The 25,906-nt window shown below is 45.9% G+C and carries 25 protein-coding genes and 1 other annotated feature; of the genes, 7 read left to right on the top strand and 18 right to left on the bottom strand.

The features are described from left to right. Nucleotides 1–89: 89 nt before the first annotated feature. Nucleotides 90–3,530: a TraM recognition domain-containing protein gene (locus ACZ5YA_RS28880; protein ID WP_464091555.1), complete on the bottom strand. Its 3,441-nt coding sequence runs from the start codon at nucleotides 3,528–3,530 to the stop codon at nucleotides 90–92. Then, nucleotides 3,530–4,390 carry a hypothetical protein gene (locus ACZ5YA_RS28875; protein ID WP_464091554.1) on the bottom strand — a complete coding sequence of 287 codons (861 nt, stop codon included), beginning with the start codon at nucleotides 4,388–4,390 and terminating at the stop codon, nucleotides 3,530–3,532. The genes ACZ5YA_RS28880 and ACZ5YA_RS28875 overlap by 1 nt, the downstream gene beginning before the upstream one ends. 131 nt (nucleotides 4,391–4,521) lie before the next feature. On the opposite strand from ACZ5YA_RS28875, the gene ACZ5YA_RS28870 reads away from it, so the two are divergent. Continuing rightward, nucleotides 4,522–5,403: a hypothetical protein gene (locus ACZ5YA_RS28870; protein WP_464091553.1), complete on the top strand. Its 882-nt coding sequence runs from the start codon at nucleotides 4,522–4,524 to the stop codon at nucleotides 5,401–5,403. 27 nt (nucleotides 5,404–5,430) lie between these two features. Here ACZ5YA_RS28870 and ACZ5YA_RS28865 read toward each other — a convergent pair whose 3' ends face one another. The 11 genes from ACZ5YA_RS28865 to ACZ5YA_RS28815 form a co-directional block, all read right to left on the bottom strand. Beyond that, a complete protein-coding gene (locus ACZ5YA_RS28865) occupies nucleotides 5,431–7,128 on the bottom strand; it encodes a hypothetical protein (RefSeq protein ID WP_464091552.1) in 1,698 nt (565 codons plus the stop codon). Between the two features lie 73 nt (nucleotides 7,129–7,201). Next, nucleotides 7,202–8,482 carry a type IV secretion system DNA-binding domain-containing protein gene (locus ACZ5YA_RS28860; RefSeq protein ID WP_464092876.1) on the bottom strand — a complete coding sequence of 427 codons (1,281 nt, stop codon included), beginning with the start codon at nucleotides 8,480–8,482 and terminating at the stop codon, nucleotides 7,202–7,204. 40 nt (nucleotides 8,483–8,522) lie between these two features. Next, on the bottom strand, nucleotides 8,523–9,602 hold the full coding sequence (locus ACZ5YA_RS28855) for an IS630 family transposase (RefSeq protein ID WP_005801445.1): 1,080 nt from the start codon (nucleotides 9,600–9,602) through the stop codon (nucleotides 8,523–8,525). 53 nt (nucleotides 9,603–9,655) lie between these two features. After that, nucleotides 9,656–10,705 carry a type IV secretion system DNA-binding domain-containing protein gene (locus ACZ5YA_RS28850; protein ID WP_464091551.1) on the bottom strand — a complete coding sequence of 350 codons (1,050 nt, stop codon included), beginning with the start codon at nucleotides 10,703–10,705 and terminating at the stop codon, nucleotides 9,656–9,658. A 34-nt stretch (nucleotides 10,706–10,739) separates the two neighbouring features. After that, nucleotides 10,740–10,961 carry a hypothetical protein gene (locus ACZ5YA_RS28845; RefSeq protein ID WP_464091550.1) on the bottom strand — a complete coding sequence of 74 codons (222 nt, stop codon included), beginning with the start codon at nucleotides 10,959–10,961 and terminating at the stop codon, nucleotides 10,740–10,742. Nucleotides 10,962–11,104: 143 nt separating this feature from the next. Next, on the bottom strand, nucleotides 11,105–11,620 hold the full coding sequence (locus tag ACZ5YA_RS28840; protein ID WP_464091549.1) for a hypothetical protein: 516 nt from the start codon (nucleotides 11,618–11,620) through the stop codon (nucleotides 11,105–11,107). Continuing rightward, the gene (locus ACZ5YA_RS28835) at nucleotides 11,617–11,991 is read right to left on the bottom strand and encodes a hypothetical protein (RefSeq protein WP_313657905.1); all 375 of its coding nucleotides are present in this window, start codon (nucleotides 11,989–11,991) and stop codon (nucleotides 11,617–11,619) included. The genes ACZ5YA_RS28840 and ACZ5YA_RS28835 overlap by 4 nt, the downstream gene beginning before the upstream one ends. A 283-nt stretch (nucleotides 11,992–12,274) precedes the next feature. Beyond that, nucleotides 12,275–12,766 carry an ankyrin repeat domain-containing protein gene (locus tag ACZ5YA_RS28830; protein ID WP_464091548.1) on the bottom strand — a complete coding sequence of 164 codons (492 nt, stop codon included), beginning with the start codon at nucleotides 12,764–12,766 and terminating at the stop codon, nucleotides 12,275–12,277. Nucleotides 12,767–12,826: 60 nt separating this feature from the next. After that, nucleotides 12,827–16,246 carry a MobF family relaxase gene (gene mobF, locus ACZ5YA_RS28825; RefSeq protein ID WP_464091547.1) on the bottom strand — a complete coding sequence of 1,140 codons (3,420 nt, stop codon included), beginning with the start codon at nucleotides 16,244–16,246 and terminating at the stop codon, nucleotides 12,827–12,829. A 1-nt stretch (nucleotide 16,247) separates the two neighbouring features. After that, nucleotides 16,248–16,565: a hypothetical protein gene (locus tag ACZ5YA_RS28820; RefSeq protein ID WP_464091546.1), complete on the bottom strand. Its 318-nt coding sequence runs from the start codon at nucleotides 16,563–16,565 to the stop codon at nucleotides 16,248–16,250. A gap of 309 nt (nucleotides 16,566–16,874) precedes the next feature. Further along, nucleotides 16,875–18,124, bottom strand: a protein-coding gene (locus ACZ5YA_RS28815) for an IS3 family transposase (protein WP_123786977.1) whose coding sequence is annotated in 2 segments (ribosomal slippage) — nucleotides 16,875–17,830 and nucleotides 17,830–18,124 — 1,251 coding nt in all. Because the reading frame shifts where the segments join, the coding sequence is not laid out codon by codon here. Further along, nucleotides 17,715–17,831, bottom strand: a sequence feature (AL1L pseudoknot). It overlaps the preceding gene by 117 nt. A gap of 143 nt (nucleotides 18,125–18,267) precedes the next feature. Between ACZ5YA_RS28815 and ACZ5YA_RS28810 the strand changes: the two genes are divergently transcribed. Beyond that, nucleotides 18,268–18,972: a hypothetical protein gene (locus ACZ5YA_RS28810; RefSeq protein WP_464091545.1), complete on the top strand. Its 705-nt coding sequence runs from the start codon at nucleotides 18,268–18,270 to the stop codon at nucleotides 18,970–18,972. Between the two features lie 61 nt (nucleotides 18,973–19,033). Further along, the gene (locus ACZ5YA_RS28805; protein ID WP_464091544.1) at nucleotides 19,034–19,495 is read left to right on the top strand and encodes a hypothetical protein; all 462 of its coding nucleotides are present in this window, start codon (nucleotides 19,034–19,036) and stop codon (nucleotides 19,493–19,495) included. Between the two features lie 130 nt (nucleotides 19,496–19,625). On the opposite strand, the gene ACZ5YA_RS28800 is transcribed toward ACZ5YA_RS28805, so the two are convergent. The 3 genes from ACZ5YA_RS28800 to ACZ5YA_RS28790 all read right to left on the bottom strand — a co-directional run bounded on the left by ACZ5YA_RS28800 (nucleotide 19,626) and on the right by ACZ5YA_RS28790 (nucleotide 22,279). After that, complete coding sequence (locus ACZ5YA_RS28800) at nucleotides 19,626–20,159, bottom strand: hypothetical protein (protein ID WP_464091543.1); 534 nt, start codon at nucleotides 20,157–20,159, stop codon at nucleotides 19,626–19,628. Nucleotides 20,160–20,294: 135 nt separating this feature from the next. Continuing rightward, nucleotides 20,295–21,119 (bottom strand): hypothetical protein, encoded by an 825-nt coding sequence (locus ACZ5YA_RS28795; protein WP_464091542.1) that lies wholly within the window; start codon nucleotides 21,117–21,119, stop codon nucleotides 20,295–20,297. Nucleotides 21,120–21,451: 332 nt separating this feature from the next. Further along, nucleotides 21,452–22,279 (bottom strand): hypothetical protein, encoded by an 828-nt coding sequence (locus ACZ5YA_RS28790; RefSeq protein WP_464091541.1) that lies wholly within the window; start codon nucleotides 22,277–22,279, stop codon nucleotides 21,452–21,454. A gap of 209 nt (nucleotides 22,280–22,488) precedes the next feature. Here ACZ5YA_RS28790 and ACZ5YA_RS28785 point away from each other — a divergent pair, with 209 nt between their 5' ends. After that, nucleotides 22,489–22,758, top strand: a complete 270-nt coding sequence (locus ACZ5YA_RS28785) for a hypothetical protein (RefSeq protein ID WP_464091540.1) — start codon at nucleotides 22,489–22,491, stop codon at nucleotides 22,756–22,758. Nucleotides 22,759–22,922: 164 nt separating this feature from the next. On the opposite strand, the gene ACZ5YA_RS28780 is transcribed toward ACZ5YA_RS28785, so the two are convergent. Together ACZ5YA_RS28780 and ACZ5YA_RS28775 are read right to left on the bottom strand one after the other, a co-directional pair. After that, entirely contained in the window at nucleotides 22,923–23,414 is a 492-nt protein-coding gene (locus tag ACZ5YA_RS28780) for an ankyrin repeat domain-containing protein (RefSeq protein WP_464091539.1), read from the bottom strand. 95 nt (nucleotides 23,415–23,509) lie between these two features. Next, entirely contained in the window at nucleotides 23,510–24,157 is a 648-nt protein-coding gene (locus ACZ5YA_RS28775; protein WP_464091538.1) for a hypothetical protein, read from the bottom strand. A 109-nt stretch (nucleotides 24,158–24,266) separates the two neighbouring features. Here ACZ5YA_RS28775 and ACZ5YA_RS28770 point away from each other — a divergent pair, with 109 nt between their 5' ends. The 3 genes from ACZ5YA_RS28770 to ACZ5YA_RS28760 are packed head-to-tail and all read left to right on the top strand — an operon-like array spanning nucleotide 24,267 to nucleotide 25,888. Next, nucleotides 24,267–24,656: a hypothetical protein gene (locus ACZ5YA_RS28770; RefSeq protein ID WP_464091537.1), complete on the top strand. Its 390-nt coding sequence runs from the start codon at nucleotides 24,267–24,269 to the stop codon at nucleotides 24,654–24,656. Between the two features lie 55 nt (nucleotides 24,657–24,711). Beyond that, nucleotides 24,712–25,440, top strand: coding sequence for an endonuclease NucS domain-containing protein (locus ACZ5YA_RS28765; protein ID WP_043223654.1), 729 nt, complete (start codon nucleotides 24,712–24,714; stop codon nucleotides 25,438–25,440). A gap of 1 nt (nucleotide 25,441) precedes the next feature. After that, nucleotides 25,442–25,888, top strand: a complete 447-nt coding sequence (locus ACZ5YA_RS28760; protein WP_043223652.1) for a DUF1934 domain-containing protein — start codon at nucleotides 25,442–25,444, stop codon at nucleotides 25,886–25,888. Nucleotides 25,889–25,906: the final 18 nt, after the last annotated feature.

Genomic DNA, 25,906 nt, shown 5'->3' with positions numbered 1-25,906 from the left:
AGTCAACATATATATGTAGCGTCATTAATTAATTAGTCAACAAGAGATAAAAAGCACACCCAATAAAAAAGCCCCTTGCGGGGCTACTTTTATGCGGCAACATAGTCTTCCTCTTTCGCTATGATGATGTGATCAACCACCATCATCCCCGCTCTTTGAACTACGACTACAGCATGAATGTTTGACTGTTTCATGAAAGCCTCTTCAGTCACAGCAGGATTTCCCTTGTTGTAGGCATCCTTGATAAATTGATTGTATTTATCAGCAGCCTCAACCCTTGCCTTGTTGATCTGAATCTTGACTTCTTTCAAGTTAGATTGAACACCTTGGGAAGCTGAGCCCTTCTTTTCTACCTCTTCGATTGATGCAGGATTGAAGAAGTGATCGATCATGTCTGGCACATCAAATCCAAGCTCTTTCTTAGAGAATGTTCCAGTAAATAGACCAGATCCAACAAGCTTAGATATGTCCACCTCAATAGGATTTCCATCCGTCAAGATGTCATAAGAATATGGATACACAGTGGAATGAGCCTGCCCGTGAGAGGCATTGACTACTTTCTCTGAACTGATAAGCGCATTAAGGTTAGCGTAGATAGGAATTCCAGTAGGCTTTCCGTTAGCAAGAAGAGGTTTTCCCTTTAGCGCATGCTCAAAAATGTATGCCTTGCCAACTAATTTGACAACATCGTCACGGGTAGAAGCATCCTCACTTGCGAGATAGACTCTGTTTCTCATCTGAGCGATGAAGTTGTGAGTTGCCTCCTTGCCGATTACTTGCTCAAAAGCAATGTAGCTCTGTGTGATGATGAATAAAATCAAGCCGGTTGAACGAGAGATATTTGGAGTATTGAAGTCAGTGAGACAAACACCTGTTTTATCGACAGTGATTAATCCCTGATATTCGTCTGCCAAGAACACCATTCTCTCTCTTGTCACTCTCGTTAGAGAATCCAAGAACTGATAGTAAAGATGGAGATTACTGCGTTTCTTAGCCTTCTCTTCTGCGGAATCGGAGATCTTGGCTTCAAAGACCTTCGTATCTAGCCCATCGATAATTCCCACCATAGACTTCGCAAAGCGTGGCTCTAATTCCTTGACGCGGGCAGCAAGTTTCAATGCCTGTTCTGCTTTGGCTGCTTGTTCATGGTTTCCTGAGCTCATCAAGTCCTCTTCCACTTTTGAAATGTCGGGCATTGATGCACAGATCTCTCTTAATCTCGTGGCATAGCTTCCAATCGTCCAAACCTCGTTGTTCTCTTCTTGAATACCAGCACAAATCTCTAAGTAATCTTGGTGTGCCTCCTTACTCTCATCAGCACTATAGAGAGCAGGTGCTAGAGTTTCGATGGATGGTTCCAACACAAGTAAATCAGGATACTCTTTACGGAAGCGCTCAGAAATCTCGGTAATTCTTCTAGCATGGAACATCTGTCTGCCAACAGCAGTTTCAAACTGAAGTGTTTTTATGAACAACTGGATTACCTTTCCAGTGACACCATACTTATCGGATGGCAAATCAACAGCCACGATCTTTGTCCATATCTCTTCTATGCTTACCATGTTCTCTCCAACACCTTCTAAGAATGGATCGAGAGAATTGCCTGAGTAGCTATCCATGATGAATGTGATATTGGTAATGATGCCGCCCTTTGTTTCCTCTGGCATGTCTGCCCACTTCGTGTAGAGATAGGAAATAGCATTAACAACATCATCAGACATCAAATCGGCAATACGCTCAGGACAATTGTTCATGTCGTCGTAAATGGCCTTCACCATGAGCGCCAACAGATCTCCATTCGCATCATGTTGAATCAATGCTGCCAAGAATTTCAATGACCATGCCTTGTATCTATTCTTTCTCATTAACTCTTTTGCGTAAGTGGTTCTAGCGAACACATAGATAACCTTCGCAAAATTCTTAATTACGATTAACGCGCTTCCAACCCAAAAGTCTCTGCCTTTCTCCCCACCAAGTTGAGAGCCGATTGACTCAAAAACCTGCACGAGCTTTGTGGGACCCAATGTTGCAAGAAGGTCTATGCCCAATTGTCCGCTCTCAGCCCCAATAATTCTCACAGCGTCGTTAAGGTACAGCTTGTTGATGATATCTCTCATATCATGATGAATCTGTGCCTTTAAGTCATGCAATGCCATTCCAATGGCAAACTTAGGCTGTTCTATCGGAATGAATCTGTCTAGATAGCCTGAATCAATTGCCTTCTGAGTTAGTGTGTTTGTTCTTAAATCAAATAATTCTTCGTACTTCTGTTCTGCTGCATAGTTGATGCTTTTTAGGGTAAGAACAGCCTCAGCAACTGGTTTGGCTACCGCACGAGTCTTGTTACTCCCAGTTGAACCAGTGACCAAAGTGTTTTGGGACATATCAGAGATGCTATATAGGAACTTCTGCGCCTTTCTTTTTGCCCCTAAAACACCACTTTCTTCCAATCCACCCGTTGATTGCCCAAGAACCACAAGAGGCATGTTCTTATCAAAGCCTGTAGCTCTCTTGTTTGCTGCGGCAACTGTTCGCTTGTAGTCTGCGACTTCACTTGCCGTCTTCTCATGCACGAAGATTTCGTGGTTGTTTTTAACTACGGGCAATTGAAGAAGTTTGTAGCTACGGAAATAAAGGATGCGAGTCGCTGCTATGGCAACAGCCAATCCCATGAACAAGTCTAAGAGAAGCCCATTTTTGAAGATAAAGCCCCAAGGTTGGTAGTTGTAGCCTTGTGCTCCGCTAACTACATGAGCCGCATATTTAGGAGCTTCCTGGATAGCCGCTTCCCTAGCACTTTTGAAATCAGCCTCATCCCAATAGTCTTTGTTGAAAGCAGGAACAATGCTTATGTCGTTTTTAATGGCATCAGCTATCTTGTTTACTTCCATACTCGCTGTGTAGTTAGTTTGAAACCCAAAGTACCACTGTGGCTTGTAGATAAAAGCGAGAGCTATAAAGACGAGCAAGCCTGCCAACATTCCCAATTTAACTGAGTTGTAGAAAGCTTTTGCTGGCAATAAGAAGGACACATGCTCTTCTACTGGTTTGTTGTTCCACCAAAGCCCATGAACGACAGGGCTTATCTCTCTAAAATCAGTTGCTCTTAAACGCGCCCAAAAGAATTCGTTCTCGGATACACGAGGGTAGAGTTGCTTTGCTCTCGCAAGTCTTGCAGAGAATGAAGGTCTTACTCTAAATATGCTCTCAATCAAAGAGTCAGGAATGATGGACATCCATGTCTTAGATACAGTCTTGAGAGAAATCTCCAAGAACTTGTCCACCAACTTGCCGAAACCTTCGAATAGTCCGAGAGATGGCACAATCTTCTTTCTTAATATAGATATCTTGTCTTTGACCTCTTCACCCTCGGCTTTCACAAAGTTGAGGTATCCTGCTAGAAACACTCCAACAAATAAAAGACTTACCCAAACCACCAATCCCCCATAAAGGACATACTGCCCAATCCAAAGCATAATGTCCCAAATATCATTTATCTTACTCATATCGTCTCCTTGTAATTTTTCCATTAGTTCTTTTCTTTGCGTCTTGTCACTACATCTTGAGCTGCACTTCTCACCATATCGGGAAATGCCTCTGCGAATCTTTGAGGAATCATCTCAAATCTCACCACGGGCAATGTGTATTGAACGGTAGAAAAGCCAGATACTGACAAGTCCAAGTTGTAGATCTGTCCGTCTTTAATCACATTCATCACGGGCTGAGGAAATGTGGGGTTCTTCGCATATCCCACCACAAATGTCGCATCTCCGACCTGGCGGCACTTGGGAAGTCCATCAGCAGGCTCATAAAAACTATCTTTCAAAGTCTTGAGTTCGTGGCACTGAAAGTTGGGTTTCATGAGATGCTGGATGTATTGTTGAGCCGTTAGCATGCGAGATGTGTCATCCACATTCTCTCTTCTATGGTTTATTTGATTCATCGCTGCCGGATCAAGTTCGTATCGCACCCCAGCAGATTCAAGATGCAGTTGAGTGTTCTTTGCTATGGTATTGAAGTAGATATCCATCCCTAGACAAATGACTGCAGCGCCAAGCACCACCGCAAGCACTCCATTTATTTTCTTGTGGGCAGCACGCATCTTCTCGGTGATGATGTAGCCATCATTTGTGTAAATGAGAGCTTTTGTGCTTGCATACTTGAAGCGCTCTTCAGCGTCAGCTTCACTTAGCTTCCCGCTCATCAATTCAGCCCTGTCTTGCTTAGGCATTTGAAGAAAACACGATGCTTTGTGTTCGCTCGTCTTCTTCAACTCTTCATAGAACTTTTGCTCTGCTATCGTTGCGGCATTGAATAGATCGGCATCCTGATCCACTATCACACCCGCATATGTGGTGAGAGCCTTCTTCTTTTCTTCTTTTTCTGTCATTGCGATCCTCTGTTATATGCTTTATGTATAAGTCATAAACTAATTTTGTCAATAGCCATTGGTATTTTTCTTGACTTTATTGAAATAGCAAATATATTCAATACATATAACAACAAGAAAAGGTCAAAAACATGGAGCAAATTGAAGAGGAACTACGAGAAATACTGGATATATTTGGAGAGAATGAGGTCGTAGTTGAGCCAGAACCTATCTTTCCTGAACCTGTAATTCCACCAATGCCGCAATCGTTGGTTGATACTGGTATAGAAAAGCCTGCGCCATCAATTACTCAGGAGATGATTCCTGAGACAAAAGAGGATGTAGTAAGCGACATCATCAAAGACATGAAAGAAAGTAGAAGTGCCTATATCGAACAAGTTCCAAAGTGGACAGATATAGAAGACTTTCTTGACTCATTGACAGTTGAAGAAGCGAGCAATATCAGAAAGCAGCTAAAAAGCCGTAGCATTTACGGCAATGCTCCATTGGAACAACTGTTCATGTTGCAGTATGGAGTTCTGATGAGAGCTCGCTCTTATGCTGACATGATGGAAAGGATAGACAATCACTATCACACCAGGTTGAGTAAGACCTTAGGAGTGGAGCTAGATGCAAGGATGGAGCAGCACATAAAGAAGCTCGAAAAGCTAAGCTCCCGCATCACAAGAGATATAGAGCGTGCTGAGACTGAGGCCGCTGAAGCAAATAAACAGAGAACCGCTGCCTACAGTAAAGAACTAGAATTGAAAGGGCTGGACATTTCAAAAGTAGATGCCGAATTCAAGAAGATGGTGGAGCATCACAACCTAACTCTACGAAACAACATCTTTGCACCCATTAAATCAGAGCAGAAGAAGGCACAGGAGAATCTTCTTTCAGCAGTGACCAAATTGCTCAACGAGCAAAGGGAAAGTCTTAAGGTGAGATTTTTCATCACTGTCACGGGTGTTGCCATGGGCGGTGGATTGTTAATGCTGGGATGGGCAGCTATGAAGCACTATGGTCTAGTTTGAAAAATGCCCTCCGAAGAGGGCATTTGCTTATTTGGATTTCTGTCGCAAGGTCAAAATGTTATTCTTGGCTTTTGTCTTTTCTTCACTGTGCTGAGGAACCACTTTCTCAGGTAGAGCTTGAACGGGTTTCTTGGTCATAGATGAGATCACTTCCATTGCTGCCGCAGTTGGAACAAACTGCTCTGCTTTCTGAGTGCTCTTTGTCTTTTGAAGAGCGGGTGCGTTTACGAAGTTAAGCTTTTGGAACTCACGGTATAGCTCTTGGGTTCTGTCACTCATCTGCTTGCCTTGGGCGGATAGACCTCCGTTTTTGATGTTGACCCATTCGCTCTCATAGAAGTCATAGAGTTGGTTTTCTAGACGATGCTGAGCTCGGATTAGGGGTAGCTGCTCATCGGTAGCAGACTTAATTTCTGCCCTGTGTGCTCGCTCCATGGCACCTCTGGATAAGTTATTTGCCTTCCAGATCTCAGATTCAACGATAGAGTCGCGCATGTCTCCGTTGGTCATCTCGTAGAATTTGTTTCTATAGTGTCCTACGGTCATCGTGGCATCACGGCCAAAGGCATACATCGTTTCTTCGTTCTTGGTGTTATGAAAGAAGTCACGAGGCATTCTGAATTCGTTGACCTCTTGCCCGCGCTCTTGCATCGTTTGCTTGAGACGAGGAGAGATGTCGTAGCCTTCAACCGCTGTGTAAATCTGCTCCACAATGTTCATCGTTCCCTTCTCAGGATGGAGAGCGATTGAGGGTTTGTTCTCCATGTTCAGAGCGAGAAGGTGACTGAAGGATTCGGCAGTAGATAGTGTGGCAAGGCGCTGAGCCGCGATGTGGACATTTAGCGCTGGGGTATGGAGCTCAAGAGCCGCTTTGTGAACCTCCTTCAGATACACATCACCTTCGTAGCCCATTAGGTCTTTCAATCTGTCCTGTGTGGCGATCTTCGCCTCTTTCTTGGCACGGAAACGCTCCACTCGTGCTCTGCGCTCATGGAAGTTCGCTGGTAGCTCAGCAGGGTCAATACGGTGGGCAATGGGTAGCTTCTTCGCTACCTGGTCAAACTTCGCCATTGGACCGCGGCCAAGCTCATCGTTGGCTTTGATGACGGCCTGGGTATCGAGTCTGACTGCCTCGGGCTGTCTGCCCTGAACCCTCATGGTGTGGATCTGCTCGGCCACTGCCTGGCGCACTTCATCGCGCTTGGCGGGCTCTACAATTGGGGAAGGTAGTTTCAACTCTCCAAGCATCTGACGATAGTAAGCATCAGGAGGCTCAACGACTGGTGCGTGCTGGGTGGGCAACCCTAGAAGCTGACGGTAGTAGCTGTCAGGAGATTCCACATTGTTTTGCTGAGATTGGAGGGGAACCCTCTCATCTGCTAAACCACGGCTTAGTGTGTGGGCTAGTTTAAAGTCAAAGGTGGCAGCAATCACGGGAAAAGCTTTCTCACTCACATCCACGAGCTTCACTCTTGCCCTGTTGGGCTCATCACCATAAACACCTCTTCTCTCGATGATCTTGGAGAGCATCACAGAGATGTCCTTTTCATTCATCTGATTGCTAGTGAAATCAGGATTGATGCCGACATACTTCTGTGTTTCAGCATTCTTGATTTTTATCTGATAACGGTGTGAGTCTCCTCTGTAGGTTCCCTGTTGTATTTCTTCCCTTATTTGCTGGTCTGACTTTTTCTCCACCAGCTCCATTTCAATCAAATAGTCCATAACCCCTCCTTGTTCATATCAGTTATATGTAATCAATATAGGAGGAATTTAGGATTTGTAAAGAGGCATAGAATTAAGGTAGCGAGATATTCATTGCTCGCAGTAGAGCGATGTATTCGTTGTCTCGCTTTGCCATGATCTTGAGTCTGTCTACAAGGCTCTTCTCAACATTAATATTATGATCTCTAATCCTCGCATAGATTGAGCCAACATCTTTGTATGTAAAGGTGGACTCCAAATTTCCAACAAGAGCAACCAGGTAGGTAGAAACTTCTTGGGCTTGGTCATGAGTGAACACTTTGCCGAAAGCAGATTCATATTGAGTTAATAGGTCGGAATCTACGGGCAAGGGGTTGTAAGCGGGGAAGCGAACTTCCTCACCATGCAAGTCCTCAAGTTCAACAAAGTCTTCACCCTCTGGTATGTCACCTAGAATTTCTCCGATTTCTTTTGCATCCTTGCTTGCTTCAGCTTTCTTTGCCTTGGACTTGGATTCGATTTCCTCTTTTAAGAAAGCCATCACTCTGCTTTCCTTAATATTGAAACCTGGCTTCTCTTCTTGGGGCATCCAGGCAGGTTCAATTTGCGGAATAGGTTCGATTGCCTTTTTGAAGATGTAGGCATTTTTTAGACCACGAGCTAGGTAGATGTAGTGGATATGGCCGTCTTTTGGGGTGAGGTAGGCAGAGAGCTCAGTAGGTAGGATTGCCTGCTCGTCGTGCTGCTGAACGGATGCATCGCCAATACGGGGCTTGCCTTGCTCTGTGTACCCGAAGGTGCGGTGGAGTTTGTCAAAAAAGCGTTTGCCGATCATGTTGCTGACCATATCAGCGGTGTCACCAGGTGCAGTTCCTGTGAGCACAAATCCTGATGCGACTTGACGCCACTTCTTCACATCGTTCTCAGAGTATTCACCATAGAGCTGAGTAGCGTCCTGGGCGAAGATACAGGCGGCAAATCCCTTGGATCGTCCCCTATCTAGCAGCTTGTCAATGGTGGGCTTGCCATCTTCCGTGACGAGCTTTCCGGGTGCTTGGAACTCATCCAGAATGAATGCTCCACGAACATCGCTAGAGTCCGTGATTGCTGGGGTATCGAGAAGCGAAATCATGTAGTTCAAAGCAGAACGGATGATCCCTGAGCTCATGAGCCTTTCTGAATCATTGGGCTTGATGAATAAAACCCGAATCTCAGAGTCAGGATTCACCATAAAATCACGAAGAGATATCTTCTTCTGATTCTCATCATGCCAATATCTAGCTAGATCTAGCAATCCGTCTATGTAGCCTTTTAAGTTAAGGCGAACACCGAAGCTTGTGACGTTTTGCTCAGGTTTAGTTTGCTCCTCTTCTATTTGCCCTAAGGTGTCTAGTGTGGTGTCTCAAAAGTAATCATCAAATAATGGTACTCGCTGCCCGCGCCACAGATGCCAAGATGGTGTCCGCACTTTTATGCCACACGAACGGCTTGGGATCCTCGTTGTGACGATCAATGTATTCCCGTATGGATTGCTCCAGCTGAGCAACGCTGGTGTGGGCGCTGCGCTTGATCCACTGCTCGCTGATCTGGCTAAAGAAACGCTCGACCAGATTGAGCCAGGACGCTGAGGTGGGCGTGAAGTGAACGTGGTAGCGAGGATGGGCTGCTAGCCAGGCCCGCACTGCCTGCGTCTTGTGCGTGCCGTAGTTGTCCATGATCAGGTGGATGTCTTGTTCGCCAGGCACCGCTGCATCGATGGCTTTGAGGAACTGCAGGAATTCCACACTGCGGTGACGGCGCTTGAGCTGTCCTATGACTTTGCCAGTGGCCACATCCAGCGCTGCAAACAGCGACGTTGTGCCATGGCGCTTGTAATCGTGCGTGCGCGTGCTGGGTTTGCCAAACGTCAGTGGTAACCCTGGTTGGGTGCGATCCAGAGCCTGGATCTGGCTCTTCTCGTCCACGCACAGCACCAAGGCGCGATCGGGTGGTGCCATATACAGCCCCACCACATCCCGTACCTTGTCCACGAAATGGGGATCCGTCGATAGCTTGAAGGTTTCTTGCAGGTGCGGCTTCAGCCCAAAGGCATGCCAGATGCGCTGCACCGTCGCGGGCGATACGCCAGCGTGCCGACTCATCTGGCGCACGCTCCAGTGCGTGGCGTTGTCAGGCTTGCTCTGGCGAACCTTGTCCACAATGAGCTGAACCTGCTCGTCGCCCACACTGCGCGGGCGGCCAGCGCGCGGGGCATCGGTCAAACCCGCCAGACGATACGCCCGGTAGCGCCGCCGCCACTTGGAGACAGTTTGCACCGTCGTGCCCAAGCGTTGGGCAATCATGGTGCCCGACTCCCCATCTGCGCAGCCCAGCACGATTCGCATGCGCAGCTTCTCGTCCTCGGGCGCTTTGCGTACGCGCAGTCGCGCATGCAGCTCTGCGCGCTCGGCATCGGTGATCTGCAGCTTCGTGGCGGGGCGTCCAGGGTGGGCCATCAGCGTAGTCTCCTATAAGGAAGCTGATTCGACCAACACCGGTCAAAATAGTTCTATCTATTTTTGAGACACCACACTAGAGCATCAGGGAAGTAATTCCTAAAGATATAGAGCGATTGTTCTGTCGTTGCAAAGCGCAGTAAGTCAGCTATGTCTTTGGGTGTGTAATCGTCAAAGTTAGCATCTAGGTATTGTGAGTAGCCCACGAACTGAAGTCTTGCTGCATTACTCCACATAGCCGCATCACCCTCACCAGGTGGAATATAGGAGTTGGCAAACCGTCTTTGAATTGAAAGGGTATTGAGATCTTTTTTGAAATCCCATACATGGCTTCTGCTGTCTGTGGGGTCAAGAATGGCATGGGCAGGATTGTTGGGATCGTAATAGGCTTGTGTGAACTCGTACTTAGGGTCCAAGATTACAAGCTTGAGTCCAAGTTCTATTGCTCTACGAATTAGGGAATTTAAGAATTGCGACTTCCCTGTTCCTGAAGCACCAAAGCCGATGTGGTGAGTTCTAAATCGGGAAAATGTGAGGAAAGTATCCTGTGCGAGTTCACAGAACTTCCCTGACTTCTTGACCTCTTCAAAGGTTTCCTTCGAGAACTCTTGAGGAGCCCGATCAGGAAGGATTATTTCCATACCACGCTTGTTCGCAGTCTGCTCAAATGGGACAGGTTTCTCCGTCTTATTGACTGCTTGCCAAACCCCTACAACGAAGCCAAGAAATAGAGCGGCATTGATGCGCCATGTGAGGATATGAAGAATCCCATTATTAGCAAGCCAGCCTGTCATGTTGAGATAAGCTATCGCATCGGTTTGGAATGGATGCCAATAGGGAATCTTGTTGAGAAAGACTTGGGCTAAGGCGAGTAGATGATGAAAGACAGTCCACTCACCCTGAAATCCAGGTGCAGGAGGTATAGGAAACTGCTTTAGGTTGATTTGCCACAGAACAATGGCAGAGACTACGAATGCTATGAAAAACCAAAACAAGAATGCAAAAAATACATCCTCGTAGTAGTTGATAAGTTTGTTGCCCAGTAACGGGCTTTTGTTGTAGCGACTACGCCATACAACTTGTTGTTTCTCTAGAATTGACATACACCTCACCTCATTTAAAGGCAAAGCAGAAATGTCAAATTAGGAAAGAATGCTTAGCAACCGCGTAAACTAGAAAGATGACACTAGCCAAAAAGAATCCGCCCATTAACACCACAGCCTTGCCGTAGTTGTTGTCCGAATCCTCAATATCGTCATCCTCATTTTTGTATCTTGATAGAGGCACATCCCAGTGAGCCGTTAACTCTGCGTCACTGTCAATAAATTCTTCTACATGTTCATTTAACCTATATTTCATTTGAATCTCCTTAGTTTTTTGATCGCTATATACTTCAATATCCCATATGTAGAATTTATGTCAATAGCATGCGTAATTTTAAAGACGGATGATTGACTTGTTGAATAATCGGTATTGCATATATAGCTGATGTTCGTTGTTTGTCAAATCTTCGCCACCTTTTTAGGCTTGGTTGTCTTAGATGAGAGTGTCTCTTCTATCTTCTTTTTCAATAGATACGCCTCAGCGAATTCCTTCACCTCTTCTCTATCAATCCCTGCATGCCTCATCGCCTGAACTGTGTTGCTCTCTGGGTGTGGATTGTGATGATCTACAAATGCAGCCACAACATCCAATCTTGAGTTTTTGAAGAATGTAATTGAGCCATCAGATAGAGATGTGTGTGGTAGCAATGTCTTTTGTATCTCAGCATAGGTATCTAGGATTGCGGATATACGGCTGTTCTCAATCATTGAGGCACTCAATTTTGCCCATCTTGCTTCTTGAATGCTCTCAGCAATATGAGTGAACAAATATCTCGGATGCAGTCCCTTCTCGATCAACAGACATGCGTTGTTGTAGCAGTGATCCTTGTTAAATTTTGGATTTTTTACATCTGTCACCGCCATGTTCATAAGGTCAGTTCTTGCTTGGCGATCTAGTTTATCTATCTCATTCATTCTTCATTCCCCCCTTCAAGTTTCTCCTGCGCTTTGATTGCCTCGATGATTGGACCATCACAAATATGGCGGTCATCTGGATTCGCAGTTGAGTATGTTTCGACGTGCTGGACGGGGCAAAAACAAGAAATGTGCTTTTGGCTGGAATCTTTAGTGCGAGGTCCCGTAGAACTCCATAAGGACAATGGGCATCTTCGGCAGACAAAATCCTCATGAGGTAATTCTGGATAAGGGGAAGGCTTCCCCTCCTTTTCATATTGAGCGCTATAGAACTCAATGGATTCTATAGTTGGGCTGACATATGTGAGATTGGCAATTCTTTCCAACAACTTTGTCGGGTTGGATAGAGAATGCTTATTTATATCGTCCATTTTGTCTCCTATGTTATATGTTTGATATATAACTACTTATAGTGGAGAATTTTCGTTTGTCAAATAAAAATAGCCCTCTAATGAGGGCTTGGGCTTTTGGGAGTGCGCCTGTCGGCTTTGTCCTACGGACGATAGCTGCGCCTGGTCGTAGACATGAGCCAAAGTCCTGACCTTAACTGGACTCCCATAGGGAACTCCGCAGGAGGTTGCTCTTAAGAAGAGCCTAACGGCGATTGAGTGAGCGGGTAAGGACAATAAAAATCCCTCACGAGGAGGGCTATGTTCAAATTTTCAACTTGGTTTTATTGACCTTTATTTTGGCAGATTTTTCAAGTTTATTGTCTAGCATCTTCTGTAGCTCATAAGCTTTGCAGAAGTCCTGAACAGCATCTGTTCCATATTCTTTGGCAATGTCGATTGGGCAACCTCTTTCGACAAGGAATTGGACTACTTCTATTTGTCCTTCTTCCGCAGCCCATCGCAGAGATCTATTCTCTAAAGCATGGATATCAGCACCTTGCTCCACTAGATACTTGACAACCTCTAAGTGTCCGTTGTTAGCAGCCCATCTGAGAGCATGCTCATCTTGAGCAGGAATATTGGCACCTTTTCCGACAAGAAATTCCACAATATCTAAATGTCCTTGTCCAGCAGCCCATCTAAGAGCACTATTATCACCAGCATGAATATCGGCACCTCTATCAACAAGCCGTTTTACCCCTTCCAAGTTTCCGACTACCACCGCATCTATTAGCTGTTCTTGTAATTTCCCCATTCATGCCTCCGTGTATATGCCTTACATATAACTGAAGTTTCGAAAAAATCAATAGCGTTATCAAATTGAAAGGGCAGTTCTTTTCAGCTTTTTCTTCTGGATGACAGCAGCCTTCGTCTGTTGAGCTTGGTCTTTTCTAGTGAGACGAGCTTTCGGTATGTCAGCCATTGTAGGGATATCTCTCCAATTCTTGACCTGGCTGGGCTTAGCAACGGGCTTGAGAGCTGGTCTGTTCTCTCTGAACTGAGCAAGTCCCAATGTGCGCTTTTGCATGATCTTTCTGTAGAAAGATAGCCCGTCTTGCACTTCTTCGAAATCAGCCACATTCTTCTTGAACGGCTGTTCACTGAGCTTTTTAATCAAATCAGCATACTTCTCTGTAATGGGAGTTTTGACCTCAGGGAAATGCTCCACATGACCACTAAGAAATGTTTCAGCCTGTCCAAACGACTCGTAAGCCCATGATGGCACCTCTACTTTCTTGTGCTTTTGAAGCCACTCAAGACGATCAGATTGATTGTCTGATACATCTAAGTCATAGACCTTCTTGTAGATCTTGTCTTGGAACTCTTTCGATAGAACGATTGTGTGTTCGTCTTTATAGCGAGACGAGGCAACATACTCCATGAAAGCACTTGGCTGACTGTTTGACGTGAGAACCCTAAAAGTTCGTGGAACACTCGCACCTTGTGCCTTATAGACTGTCCCACTCCACCCGAATCTAAATTTCGGCTGCGTCTTCACATCGATATAGACAAGTCTATTTTTCTTGGTAGCGGGATCAATTTCATCAAGCTCAAGACATATCGCAGCAACTCCACCAGTAAGTCTGTTCTTTCTGAATCCGTGAACTCGTCCTGTCTGTGAATTATTAACTGTATCCTTCTGCCCATTCGTTGATACTGCATTGGCTGTAGATGACTTTTTGAAGAAAGTAACTCTATCCCCAACACCAAACTCTCTTTCTACTCCATCGGCACATTTAATAGCTACAAACGGCGCATTGGGATCTAGCACACCACTTTCTTGCAACTTCTTTTTGATGAGTCTGTTGATAGCATCATTGTCGGCGTTTGTGTCCGCCATGATGATCTTCTGTGTATCAGGTCTGCTGTCTTCCACAAAGCGAGTAGCAACCTCCTCCCATGCGGCTTTATTAGTAGCAGCTTCTGATAGCCATCCCCATTGCTCAAACTGCTCCATTGCTTCTTGTGCTTGTCCTGCTTGCCACAACTTCACATTTTCGCGCTTTTCAACTGTGTTCTGTCTATTAATGGAAGTTAGAGGCACAGTGATGAAGTTCTCATTCAAGTGCTTGAACATATTGCCCGGCCCTATAGGTTGAGCTTGTTCTTTTTCTCCAATGAGGTTGACCTTGGCACCCGCTTTATGAATGTGGGTAAAGAGCCTATCTAAAGTGAAGATGTCAGCCATGCCCGCTTCATCAAAGAGAACTACTGTTTTGTCAGTGAGCTTGAGCTTGCCACTATCCAATCTCGCGTTGAGCTCAGCCGAATTGAAAAACTCGCCCTTTTTTAGCCCGGCTGATTTGGCAAGCCCTTTCGTTGCCTCGGCTGAAATGGATGTGCCAATGACCTCGAAACCCTGTTTCCTGAGGATTCGCACGATGACTTCTGCAGCAGTCGATTTGCCAGCACCAGCCATCCCGGCCGTGTTGATGACTGCACCAGGTTCAGAGAAAGCGGCATAGACCATCTTTGATTGGTCAGCAGAGAGCTGGAATCCTTTCTCCTTCTCGTATGCCATGATTTCAGACACGACGTGTCGCTTGTCTATCTGAAATCGTGTGTCGCCCACTCTTGCCATGCACCCCTCGTGGATGCGCTTATCAGCTTCGATGACAGGCTTAGTGATGAAGCGGGCATTTCTGCGAAAGAGGATCTCAGCTTGCTCCAATGCCATTGGGTCTGTGATACGGCCAGCAATGTAGTCTTTGATCTCGCTGTAGTGCTTGGACTTGGGATCGAGGTAGAGGTGGCACTGTTCCTCGGAGATGCGCTGTGCCTCTTCCAATGCCGTCGCACCATCGCATGTGTCCAGAGCCATCTTGCCAATGAAGGCTTGCATCTGATGGAGCTTGAAATCTACCTGCCCGATGCGCTCAGCAAAGTTGCGGGTGATCTGCTCATCTGACAAAAGTAGCTTCTGGACCTTCTTGGCGATTCGAGACTCGTACTGCCCTTCGCCATCGCTGTAGCTCTCTACAGATGCCGCTATGGCTCTTGCAGCATGTTGCTCGTGGTGTTTGCGCTGGAAAGTGATAGAGAGCTGCTCGTCTGCTATGGGGATGAACTGCTTCTTGGGTTCGATCGGCGCCGCTGGTGGTGTGGCACTGTATCCTAGAGCCGCGAAATCCTTGGTCCACTGAGCGAGCATCTCCGATGGGGAGAGTTCCTGCTTGTCTGACCTGGTGCTCTTCTGAGCCACAGCCCGTGCTTCAGGTGTGCTTGCAAGTCCTTTTTCCTCAAGCTCCTTCTCGATCTCTTTGGTGCGAGATGAAAAGTAGTCCACCACTTCATCAGGCACCAGGTCAGAAGTTAGGTCATAGGAAGCAACTGCTTTCTCATGATCTTTGAGATGCTCGTTTATCTCGTCTCTCTTCACAAACACTTTCTTGTATGTGACTCCGAACTCATCTTCAAGAGCTTCTTTCATCGCAGCTTGGTACTGCATGTCTATCATGCCTTTCCAATCGTAGATATCTGCTGCCTCTAGCGAGAAAAGTCTCCCATCCTTTGCCATGAGCGAATTTAATAATTGGCTGTGAAAGTGAATGTGTGGCTCGACACTGCGAGATTCAATGTGCATCACATCAACACAAGCAACCTCGTAGCCGTTCTGTTCTTTTGTTTCGTTATTCTGGTCCTGGACTCGCGCCACTGCCAACTCAGTTATTAGAGGAAGGACGACTCGCTCCATAACTTGATGATGAATGTCAGCAAGCTTATTCAATACAGATGGATCTCTGGTAGCTAAGGCACAGAAATACACAGACTCAGCTTTGCCCAAGGTGAAGAGCAATTCGGTGGACATGCGTCTCTTGCCGTCATAGACATACTCACCATCCTTCAAAGTCGCCTTATTGTTATTCAATGGAATCACAGACCCAATCTTTTCATGGGGTGTAGTGGCATAGCTTCTTAGATGTGAGTCTTCAGGAACAACATCAGTGGGACAATGACCATTGAATAGATGACTGAGCAACTTCTCGTCCACGATTACCTTGTCTAAGCCCAATGAGCGGGACAAGTCACCTGACACCCTAATAGGACAGATTACCTGCTTGGCAATGTCTCTGAACCTTGGATCATTAAGATCTACTTTATCAGCATCTAATTCAGGAAATTGCTTTTTGATTTCGGCTCTCATAGCCATTGTGTAGTAACGAGCTGCACCGCCGAGATAGTCTTTGTATTTTTCCTCGTTCTTGACCACTTGAGGGGATGTGAAATATGCCATCTTATTTCCCCTGCTTCTTGACGGCTTCTAGAACCTGCTCAGAAATCTCAAAATTGGCATTTTGTCTCCAAGAGATATTCTTCATCTCATTGGTTAGCTCTTCTTTCATTGCGTGCATGGCTTTCTCAAATGAGGCCAGCACTTCAATCATGGGTCTATATTTGTCGTAAAAGTGAAGAGCGAAGCGCAGACTGTCGGTGTCAGCTTTAATGTCTTCTTTTGACTTTAATCTATCCAATATCGCATTCTCTTCAGCAAAGAGTGGAAGTGTCACTCTTCGTTCATGCTGCCTACCTGTTTTCTTATTGTCTTGTGCCATCAATTTCTCCTTGTTCTTGTAATAGATATAGTAGAAATTGGAGAAAAATCAAGATCCGATCTGGGTTTTTATTTCTTGAATTAAGAATTATTGATTAGGGCTAGGTTTATCAACGGTCTTGAAGGTTTTTTTGAACTTGAAATCCGTACCCCCAGTTAACTGCGATAGGTTCTTCAATGGTTACTACATCACAAATAAAAATCAACATGGGTGTCATTGGGGTCTTCCTGGCATCGCATGGGTATTAGCTGGCTACTTCTTATGTATGATTTGGCTTGAATCGCCCCGGTTTTCGCGGAGGCTGTTTGGTTAAAGTAAAACAGCCTCACCGGCGGATGTGCCGAGTAGGTTGTAGTAGTTTGCCTCAGCCTCGGCCGGCGGGATATAGCCGATGGATGAGTGCAGGCGCTTATGGTTGAACCAGGCGACCCATTCCAGCGTTGCCAGCTCGACAGATTCCCTGGTTTTCCAGGGTGCGCGGCGGTGAATCAGTTCAGCCTTGTACAAGCCGTTAATGGTCTCGGCCAGGGCGTTGTCGTAACTGTCACCACGGCTGCCCACGGACGGCTCGATGCCCGCTTCGGCCAGGCGTTCGCTATAGCGGATGCTAACGTACTGCGATCCCCTATCGGAGTGATGGGTCAGAGAACCATCGTTGCCAGGCTGGCGGGCGTATAGGGCCTGCTCCAGCGCATCAAGCACGAAGTCCGTCGTCATGGATTTGCTCACGCGCCAGCCGACAATGCGCCGGGCGTAGACGTCGATGACGAAAGCCACGTACAGCCAGCCCTGCCAGGTCGAGACGTAAGTAAAGTCCGAGACCCATAACTGGTTCGGCCGCTCGGCCCGGAACTGCCGGTTGACCCGATCCATTGGATGGCTGGCCGCATCATCAGTGATGGTCGTTCGCTGCCGCTTGCCGCGCCGCACGCCTTGCAGGCCCTGAGCGCGCATCAGTCGTTCGACCGTACAACGGGCCACCATCACGCCTTCGCGATTCAACTGCCGCCAGACCTTGTCGGCGCCGTAGACGCGATGGTTCTCTTGCCAGACTCGCTGGACGTGCGGCATGAGCTGTTCGTCACGCCGCGCACGGTCGCTGCGCCGCGCCGGATCGCGCAGCCGCGCGGCATGGCGCCGATAGGCCGACGAGGCAACCTGCAACACCTTGCAGATCGGCTCGACCCCGTAAACCTCCCGGTGCCGGTCGATGTAGGTGTTTACGACTTCAGTTTGCGGTCGAGCTCCGCCTGCGCGAAAAAAGCGCTGGCGGTGCGCAGGATGTCGTTGGCGCGGCGCAGCTCTCGGTTCTCCCGCTCCAACTCCTTGATGCGTTCTCGCTCGCTGGTGGTGACGCCTTCGCGCTGTCCGCTGTCGACTTCGTGGCGCTTGACCCAGGTCAGCAGCGTCTGCGCCGAGCAGCCGATCTTGGGCGCGATGGACTCGACCGCCACCCACAGCGACGGGTACTCGCTGCGCGACTCCTGCACCAAGCGCACCGCGCGCTCGCGCACTTCAGGGGAAAACTTGTTCGCGTTGTTTTTGCTCATGGCTCGCATTCTCTCAAGAGTAGGAGCCTCCGCAAAACCCGGGGCGATTCAGCTATCTTCTGTACATCAATTGTGGTTACTTGGGGTTGACATATGCTGCTATTGGGCTATAACTGACTATTGATACAACAAAAATAACTGGGGGACTATGCATGAACGGATTTGATGACTTATTTGATTCAATTGTTAGTGAAAGAGAGTCAATTGCTTTGACTCACACATCAAATATTGGATGGTTTAGAAAACGATTTGATAAGCTGCAGAGATTGATTGACTTATACAAGGGTTGTGAAAAATTAAGGTTAGAGTTCTCGGATACAGCTTATGGGAACATAAGAAAATTAGCTCAAGCTGATGGCGTGATGAGTCGCTCAGGCAAGCCTTTGTCTGATATACAGATTGCGGACTATTTGAAGAAAGTCAGAGCTGAGAGAGGTATAAAAAAGGAACTCGGCTCTCGTAAGCAGGATGATGCTTTTACTCGTCTAAAAAGTAGAAGTGTTCTTCATTCTATACCTGGTGATTTATCTCCCCCCAAATCGAGCCCTAACGCAGTGAGTACCCGTTACTCCGCGCCCGCACCCGAGAAAGAATTCTTCCCCGATAGCATCCAAAGAATCATCAAAGAAGATGCAAATGGAAGCTTTGCCCCTTGGAATGGCAAGGATGAATTCTTCTTGAGTCTCTTATTGAAGGAGTACAGAGAGAAGAAACATCAGGCATTGGGAGTTGATTTTTGGAATACTTCAAAGTCTCCTATTAAGTGGTCAGAGGAAAGAATTCCGCACTCAATAAGAGTGTTAAAGAACAAGCTTTTAAGTCAAGGAATCTTCGAACACTACAAAGATGTGTCGTAAGACTTGATAACTGTGTGCGGCAAGGGTATGCTCACTTCACTATAAAAAGGGAGTGGGCTTTATGTTTAGAATAGCTGGTGTGACTGCGATGATGCTTGTCGCTCTTACGGGATGCGACAGCAACAAGTCTGATTTCTTGGCAGGTTGTGAAAGTGCCATCAAGGACACTTTGCGTTCCCCCTCTGGCTACAAACAGATCAATGTAGAGTATGTGACTCGTGAATTGACTTATGAGGCTTACACTCAATACATTGGAAAGGAAGCGACTTCTAAGCTGTACAAAACTCAAATAGATGCTTTGAAGAGTGGAAAGAACAATCCCCTATTGCTCCAAGCAACGGTAGAGTTTGATGCCCCCAATGCTTTTGGAACCCCGGTGAGAGGCATGAGTATTTGTGAGTATGTGGTCACAGGTAAAGGGCAGAAGGTTATAGCCCCATTAATAAAGGTCAATGGTAAGACGAAGACAGACTTATTGGCTGATCAAGTGAGAGAGCAAGCAAGAGATTTACTGAGCAAGTAAATTTTTATCATTAGACCTCTTGACAAACTCCAATATTGATATAAATTACTATTATTAGATCATTTAACTCCCAGGTTTTTATCTAATATCTTTGGGTCTGAAGGCTCCTCAAATGAGGGGCTTTCTTTTTTTACCTACTGAGCCCTAGATATTTCTTCTTATTGTTAGCATCAAGATCAGCATAGGTGAGCTTTTGTTTCCCATCTGTATATAGATTGTGGAAAGCATCTTCGAAGCCCATCTTGAAACCATCCTCCAATTCCTTCTTACCGGCAAACTCCTGAGGCATCTTCATAGGCTGGCTGTCGGTGGGAAGATTCTTGGAAAGGAAGAGCTGTAGGGCGAGGGATGCGGCGGCTTCAGACGCTTTTACCTTCACTGCCATCTCATCTGCCTCCCCCTGTTTAAATCGCTCGTAGAGAGCCGTAGCATCGCTTGAGCGCTTAGTCCAGTCGTCAGAGGCTTTGGCAGATAGCTGTGCCTGGTGGAGCTCCTCTACCTGGTCGGAAATGTCGATGTTGTCCCTGAAATCCGCGAATTGACCTGTTCGCTTTCCTGACTTCATTAGATATGCTCTAGCAAAACCAGAGTGACCGTTTTTTAACTCGATATCAAATCCCAATACTTTGATTTTAGCGTAGTTTGTATTTTTTGGGTCTGTCATGGCTATCTCCTTTTTTATATTCCATAATATAGTTATAGAGGGATATTCATAAAAAGCAAGAGATGAAGAGATAAAGGGTGTACATTAAGATAAACGGACAAAATAAAGCCCTCACTTGGAGGACTAGTTAGAAAATCATAATGTTATTTGCTCTATTACCTTCTTGATGTGAGAGAGCTTCCCTGCCACATCAACAAGCTCATTAAAGCTTTTTATATCGCCTTCGGAAGGTAATGCACTCAACAATGTATCAATACGGCTCTTGATACTCATATTTCTTTCTTTGATTTTTTCAAAGAAATAAACAGCGTCTTCGTTGCTCTTCCATGAATCGTCGCGCGAAGACTCAATCTGTTCTTGAGCAGGCTCAGCATCTCTAAAGCGATTTAACACGACTAGTTCTGCTTGAAACAAGAGCTTCTGAAGCTCCTCGCTATCTACTAAAGCATTTAGCCATATGGTAGTCACGCCATCATCAAGTCGGGCGTTAAGCGGAATATAGCGATAATTTGAGGAGTTTGGATAGTTGTTTTCGAGACTTTCGAGAAGTGCACATTCATCCCACTCAAAGTCATCATAGTTCATGCTGTTGGCATCTATGTTATCAAATTCGTCTATAGATGCATCAACCCCCACACCCACATTCCAGACTCCCTCATCAAGTAATTCCTGATAGTCGTAGTATTCAGCCACAGCCTCCTTGGCGATTTCTAAAGCATCCTCGCCGTCAATGACATGCCCGCATTCGATCATGTTTCTGATGAGGCAATTGACGACTGCAACCCTAAACTCTTCTTCATCGATCTCTAATGCATCCAGCTTATTCTCATAATCACCAAGAGAATACTCACTATCCAAAACATCTTTCCATATTATATCTACTGAGTATTCGTCCAAGTAATTGAATTTCCCATCGCCGTTTATATTCAATAAGGCTATTGTGTTTTTTCCGTAACTCATGGCTGTCTCCTTTTTTTATATTCCATACTTTAGTTATAGATCAATATTCATAAAACACAAGAGATAACGAGACAGGAGGTAGAGATTAAGATAAGAGGTAATTGTTTGATCACCCCTCTTTAGACTCAATCGCCGTGGGCTTGGGTTTTAGGAGTGCGCCTGTCGGCTTTGTCCTACGGACGATAGCTGCGCCTAGTGGTAGACATGAGCCAAAGTCCTGACCTTAGCTGGACCCCTAGGGAACTCCGCAGGAGGTTGCTCTAAAGAAGAGCCTAACGGCGATTGAGTGAGTAGGTGTTGACAGATAAAAGCCCTCACTTAGAGGGCTTCACTTATATCTTCATCACTTTGGATGGCTGGTCAGTTTTTTTAGCAAGAACGATATTCAACTTGGCAGCGTTTCTTGTAATTTCTCTTTTATGCTTGATGGACTGACAACTCTTGGAATAGGAACAATATTTTGATAGTCCATCGAGCTTTTCATCTGACATGAGATTCAAGATCTCTTCTTCGCTCTTAACCTTTGACCATGCCTCAATCATTCGAGGAAGATAGAATTCATCCGTAGCTTCGAGTATCACCGCAATGTCTTTATCGCTATCGGATTCGCATATTTTTGTGGATGAAATGAAAGTTCCGTCTATATCTACGCCTACTAGCTTGAGAGCATCCTCCACAGTCATGCGACTATTTAGGAAGCCATCTATTAAACGGTTGTCTTCCACTTCATCTCGTGTAAGAACCCGAATGCCCCCATACGTATAAAAAAAACCTGGTGCGGCCAAGGCGAATTGATCTTCATCGTCAACGATTGGCTCTACAAAAATACACTTGTCTTGCTGGACGATTTTCTTCACTACTACCGTCTTGGCGAGCTTAATATTTCTTCTATAGCGTCTTATGATGGTGTGAACGTCATCTTCAATAGAGATTCCATTTCCACTTTTTAGCCTAGTGCTTCCATCAATTATTGAACGGGCATGGTTGATCGCATGGAGGCTTAGTGTCTCGGCATCATTGGCTGCCGCATTAAAACAGATGGTGTCATAGTATTTTGGTGAGCAGTTACTAGACTCGCTTACTGAACCTTCGATGTAGAAAGAATTCTCCCCATCGGTGATTTTGAATATTTTGAATGATTGAAGTATTGTTGTGCTCATGCTTGTCTCCTTGGTATCTATACCATAGTTATATCTTAGTATTCATAAAAGACAAGAGATATGGCGACAGAAGGTAAACTAATGGACGAATGGCTCACAAAACAATTAACTAGCCATTTATCATCAATCACTACCCACCATCTTAACTTCTCTTGCTTTCTATGAAATATCGCTTATAACTAGATCATGGAAGACAAAAGGAGAACACCATGAAAACAACACTAGACATCAAAGCAATTAATGAATTTGTAAATCGCTCACTCGATGATGAACACAAAGTAATCATCACCATGGAAGATGGAGAATTCGAGGTGCACAAAGAATCTGGTGCCTATCTATTTAATTTTCCAGTTGTTCCAAATGCCGAGAGAAAAATAAGAGACATGGTGAACTTCGGAATAAGACAACTAGAAGTTGGCAAGAACATCGTTCACCAAAGCTACAAGAGACAACTACAGTCCGTCATGAATAGCTTCTAGTATGAGCCCTCCTAGTGAGGGTTCTTTATTTTGTGGGAAAACATCTTCTCATTAGCAGACCTCCCATAGGGAGAGCCCCTGCGGGGGTTGCCTTCGGAGAAAGAAGCCTAACGGCGCTTGAGTGAGTAGCAACGCGAAAAAAGCCCTCACGAGGAGGGCTATGTTCAAATTTTCAACTTGGTTTTATTGACCTTTATTTTGGCAGATTGTTCAAGTTTATTGTCTAGCATCTTTTGCAATTCATGAGTTTTGCAGAAGTCCTGAACTGCATCTGTTCCATATTCTTTGGCAATGTCGATTGGGCAACCTCTTTCGACAAGGAATTGGACTATTTCGATATAACCTTCTTCCGCAGCCCATCGTAGAGCCAAGTCATCATCCGCATGGATATCAGCACCTTGCTCTACTAGATGTTTGACAACATCCAATTGCCCGTTGCCAGCAGCCCATCTCAAAATACAATCTCTGAGGAAATGAATATCGGCGCCTGCGGAGACTAGAAACTCAACCACTTCTAAGTGACCGTTGCCAGCAGCCTGGTGGAGAGCATCTTCATCGTCAGCATGAATGTCAGCACCTTTATCAACAAGCCGTTTCACCCCTTCCAAGTTTCCGACTACCACCGCATCTATTAGCTGTTCTTGTAATTTTCCCATTCATGCCTCCGTGTATATGTTTTATATATAACTGAGATTTCAGTAAAAGCAATACCTCATAGACAATGAAAAAGCCCTCACTAGGAGGGCAATTTTTATCGAACTTTAGGTTTTGCACCTAGGGCTGTCTTCTGTGTGTGTCTCTCTATAGACTCCACCTTTGGCTTAAAAGGGATAGTCACTCCAACATCCTTTGCGAATTGTTGAACCTTTTCATGGCTCTTGATTTCCTCTGACACATGAGAAAGAACGGCATCTATGCCCTTGGGGTCGGTTCTTAAGTGCCTCATAAGCAATACAACACTCTCAGGCTTTTGGAACATTCCAGGTTCATGCTTACTTAAATAGTCAACAAGTGGTTCTACGAATAATTTCTCTGCCTTGTTTGGATGATCTGTGTTGAGGTACATCTTCTTGTTGCCGCTTTCTGTCTGTAGCTCAAAATAGTCACCGCTTAGATGTATTGAACCGTGAAGAGCGAACTCCACAATCTCAGTGTCGGACTTTCCAGCAATGTGAGCCTTTTCTTCACTAGCCCCTAGCTCACTTTTAATCTGAGCTACAAGCTGGTCTTTCTCTATCGCATAGTGCTCTACGGCATACTTAACTATCTCATCACCAATTTTGTTGTGGTGTGCCTCTGGGATGTAGTCCCATCCTGACTCGTAAAAATTAAGATACACGGAAATGGCTCCGAGATCTTTGTTGGTTAGAACAATCTTATCTTGCGTATCTATATCCATGCTTTTCTCCTGTATTGGTTATATGTATTCAATATAGGAGAAAAAATCCGTTTGTAAAGGTCTGTTTCGGGTACAATAGCGGGTTGCTCTGAATGTGAAAGGTACTGCCATGTCTTTGCTGTTTCTCACTCAATCCGAATACAACCAATACATCAAGCTCTCCATGGCTTATGAGAGGGCTCGCCAGAAAGATGACGATGATGATGGACCTGTCGATCACAATCAAGAACTGATAGACGAGCTTCTTGATAAGTCGCCTGAGGGTAAAGCCCTTCAAGACTTCGTGGAATCTTTGGATACCGATAAGCAAGCCGATTTGTTGGCATTGCGCCGCTTTGGCAATACGATCCAAACCCCTGAGACGATTAGCCGTAAGGTCTATAAAGCTGAGGTGGAGCAACAGAAGAAGAACATCGTTGATGATCCTCATGTGCCTTTGCGCCCCGCTGGCCTGGGTGAATGGAAGTTCGTGGAAAGCGGCAAACGCAAGCTGGTCTAATCGGTATTGAAGAGGATGGCTCTGCCCATCCTTTTTTTCGTCTTTTGAGGATGCTATGAGAAGCAACTATGCGGCTTGGCTAGAAGATCGTAAATATGCTGCTGGCACTCAGACGGCTCAGCTTCATCGTGTGAAGCGGGTTGAAGAGGCATATGGTGATCTCGATGACCACTTCAGAAACGGCACACTCAAGGATGTCGTGGCAAGCTTGGAATATTCCACAAGCGATGAGCGATCCAACAAGCCGAATCCTTCCAAGCTCAAGATCGACGGCAATATCCGCAACAACTTGCAGTCCTACAAGAATGCGGTAGTTCGCTACACCAAATTTCTGAGTGAAGCGCCTGACGAAACGGCAAGTCATGAGACGGCTGATGCCGATGAAATTCCGCAAGCTCTGGATGACATGAAGGTTCAGCGGTTCTCACTTGAACGAGACATGCAGGCTACCCTTCGCAAGAGCATCACATCGCTCGATCCCAAACTGCGAATCGTGGATGACGGTGCTGAGCGGGCTGTGAGCTCAGGACTGATAGACATCACATGCGAAGACGAGACAAGCCTCGTGGTGGTCGAACTCAAGGCCGGCACGGCAGACAGTCGGGCGATTGGTCAGATACTCGGCTACATGGGTGACATTCAAGCTGAGGAAGAAGGCAGACAGGTGCGCGGTATCCTTGTGGCACATGACTTTGATAAAAGAGCGAGAGCGGCTGCGAAGGTGGTCCCTACCCTCACTCTCAAGAAATATTCCATCGAATTCAAATTCACCGATGAGGCATGATGTGAAGAGACTGTTCGTTGGCTTGGCACTTGTCCTTGGATTTCAATCCGTTCATGCTCAGACCTACGATGTGCGCTGCGCCATGCGTTTTGACGGCAAAGGCAATAAAGTTGCGGGTCCTGGCCGCCTCATCTACAAGAAAGACAAGAACTTGCTGATCTACTCCGAGGTCGATCTCGGGCAAGAGATGACCATTGAAATTAATCCAGAGAAGAGTGAGATTGAGCGTGTCGGCTCTTACATCACCAAGTTTAGATTCGCCTACAAGTTCAGGGACAACCCGCAACTTTTCCTCTTCATAGTAGGCAGTGGCAAACCTATCGACACGAAGTTACCTGATGTGGAAGTGTCGTTCACGGCAACTCGTGTTGACATCAGACCAGACGGGTTGGCAGGAGGGGTCTTCACTGATGTATTCACCTCTTGCAAATACAACTACACACCATGAGCCACCAGAACGAAAGAA

The sequence above is a fragment of the Achromobacter sp. JCM 18799 genome, from assembly GCF_055395645.1.
This window is presented reverse-complemented; position numbering and strand designations above follow the sequence as displayed.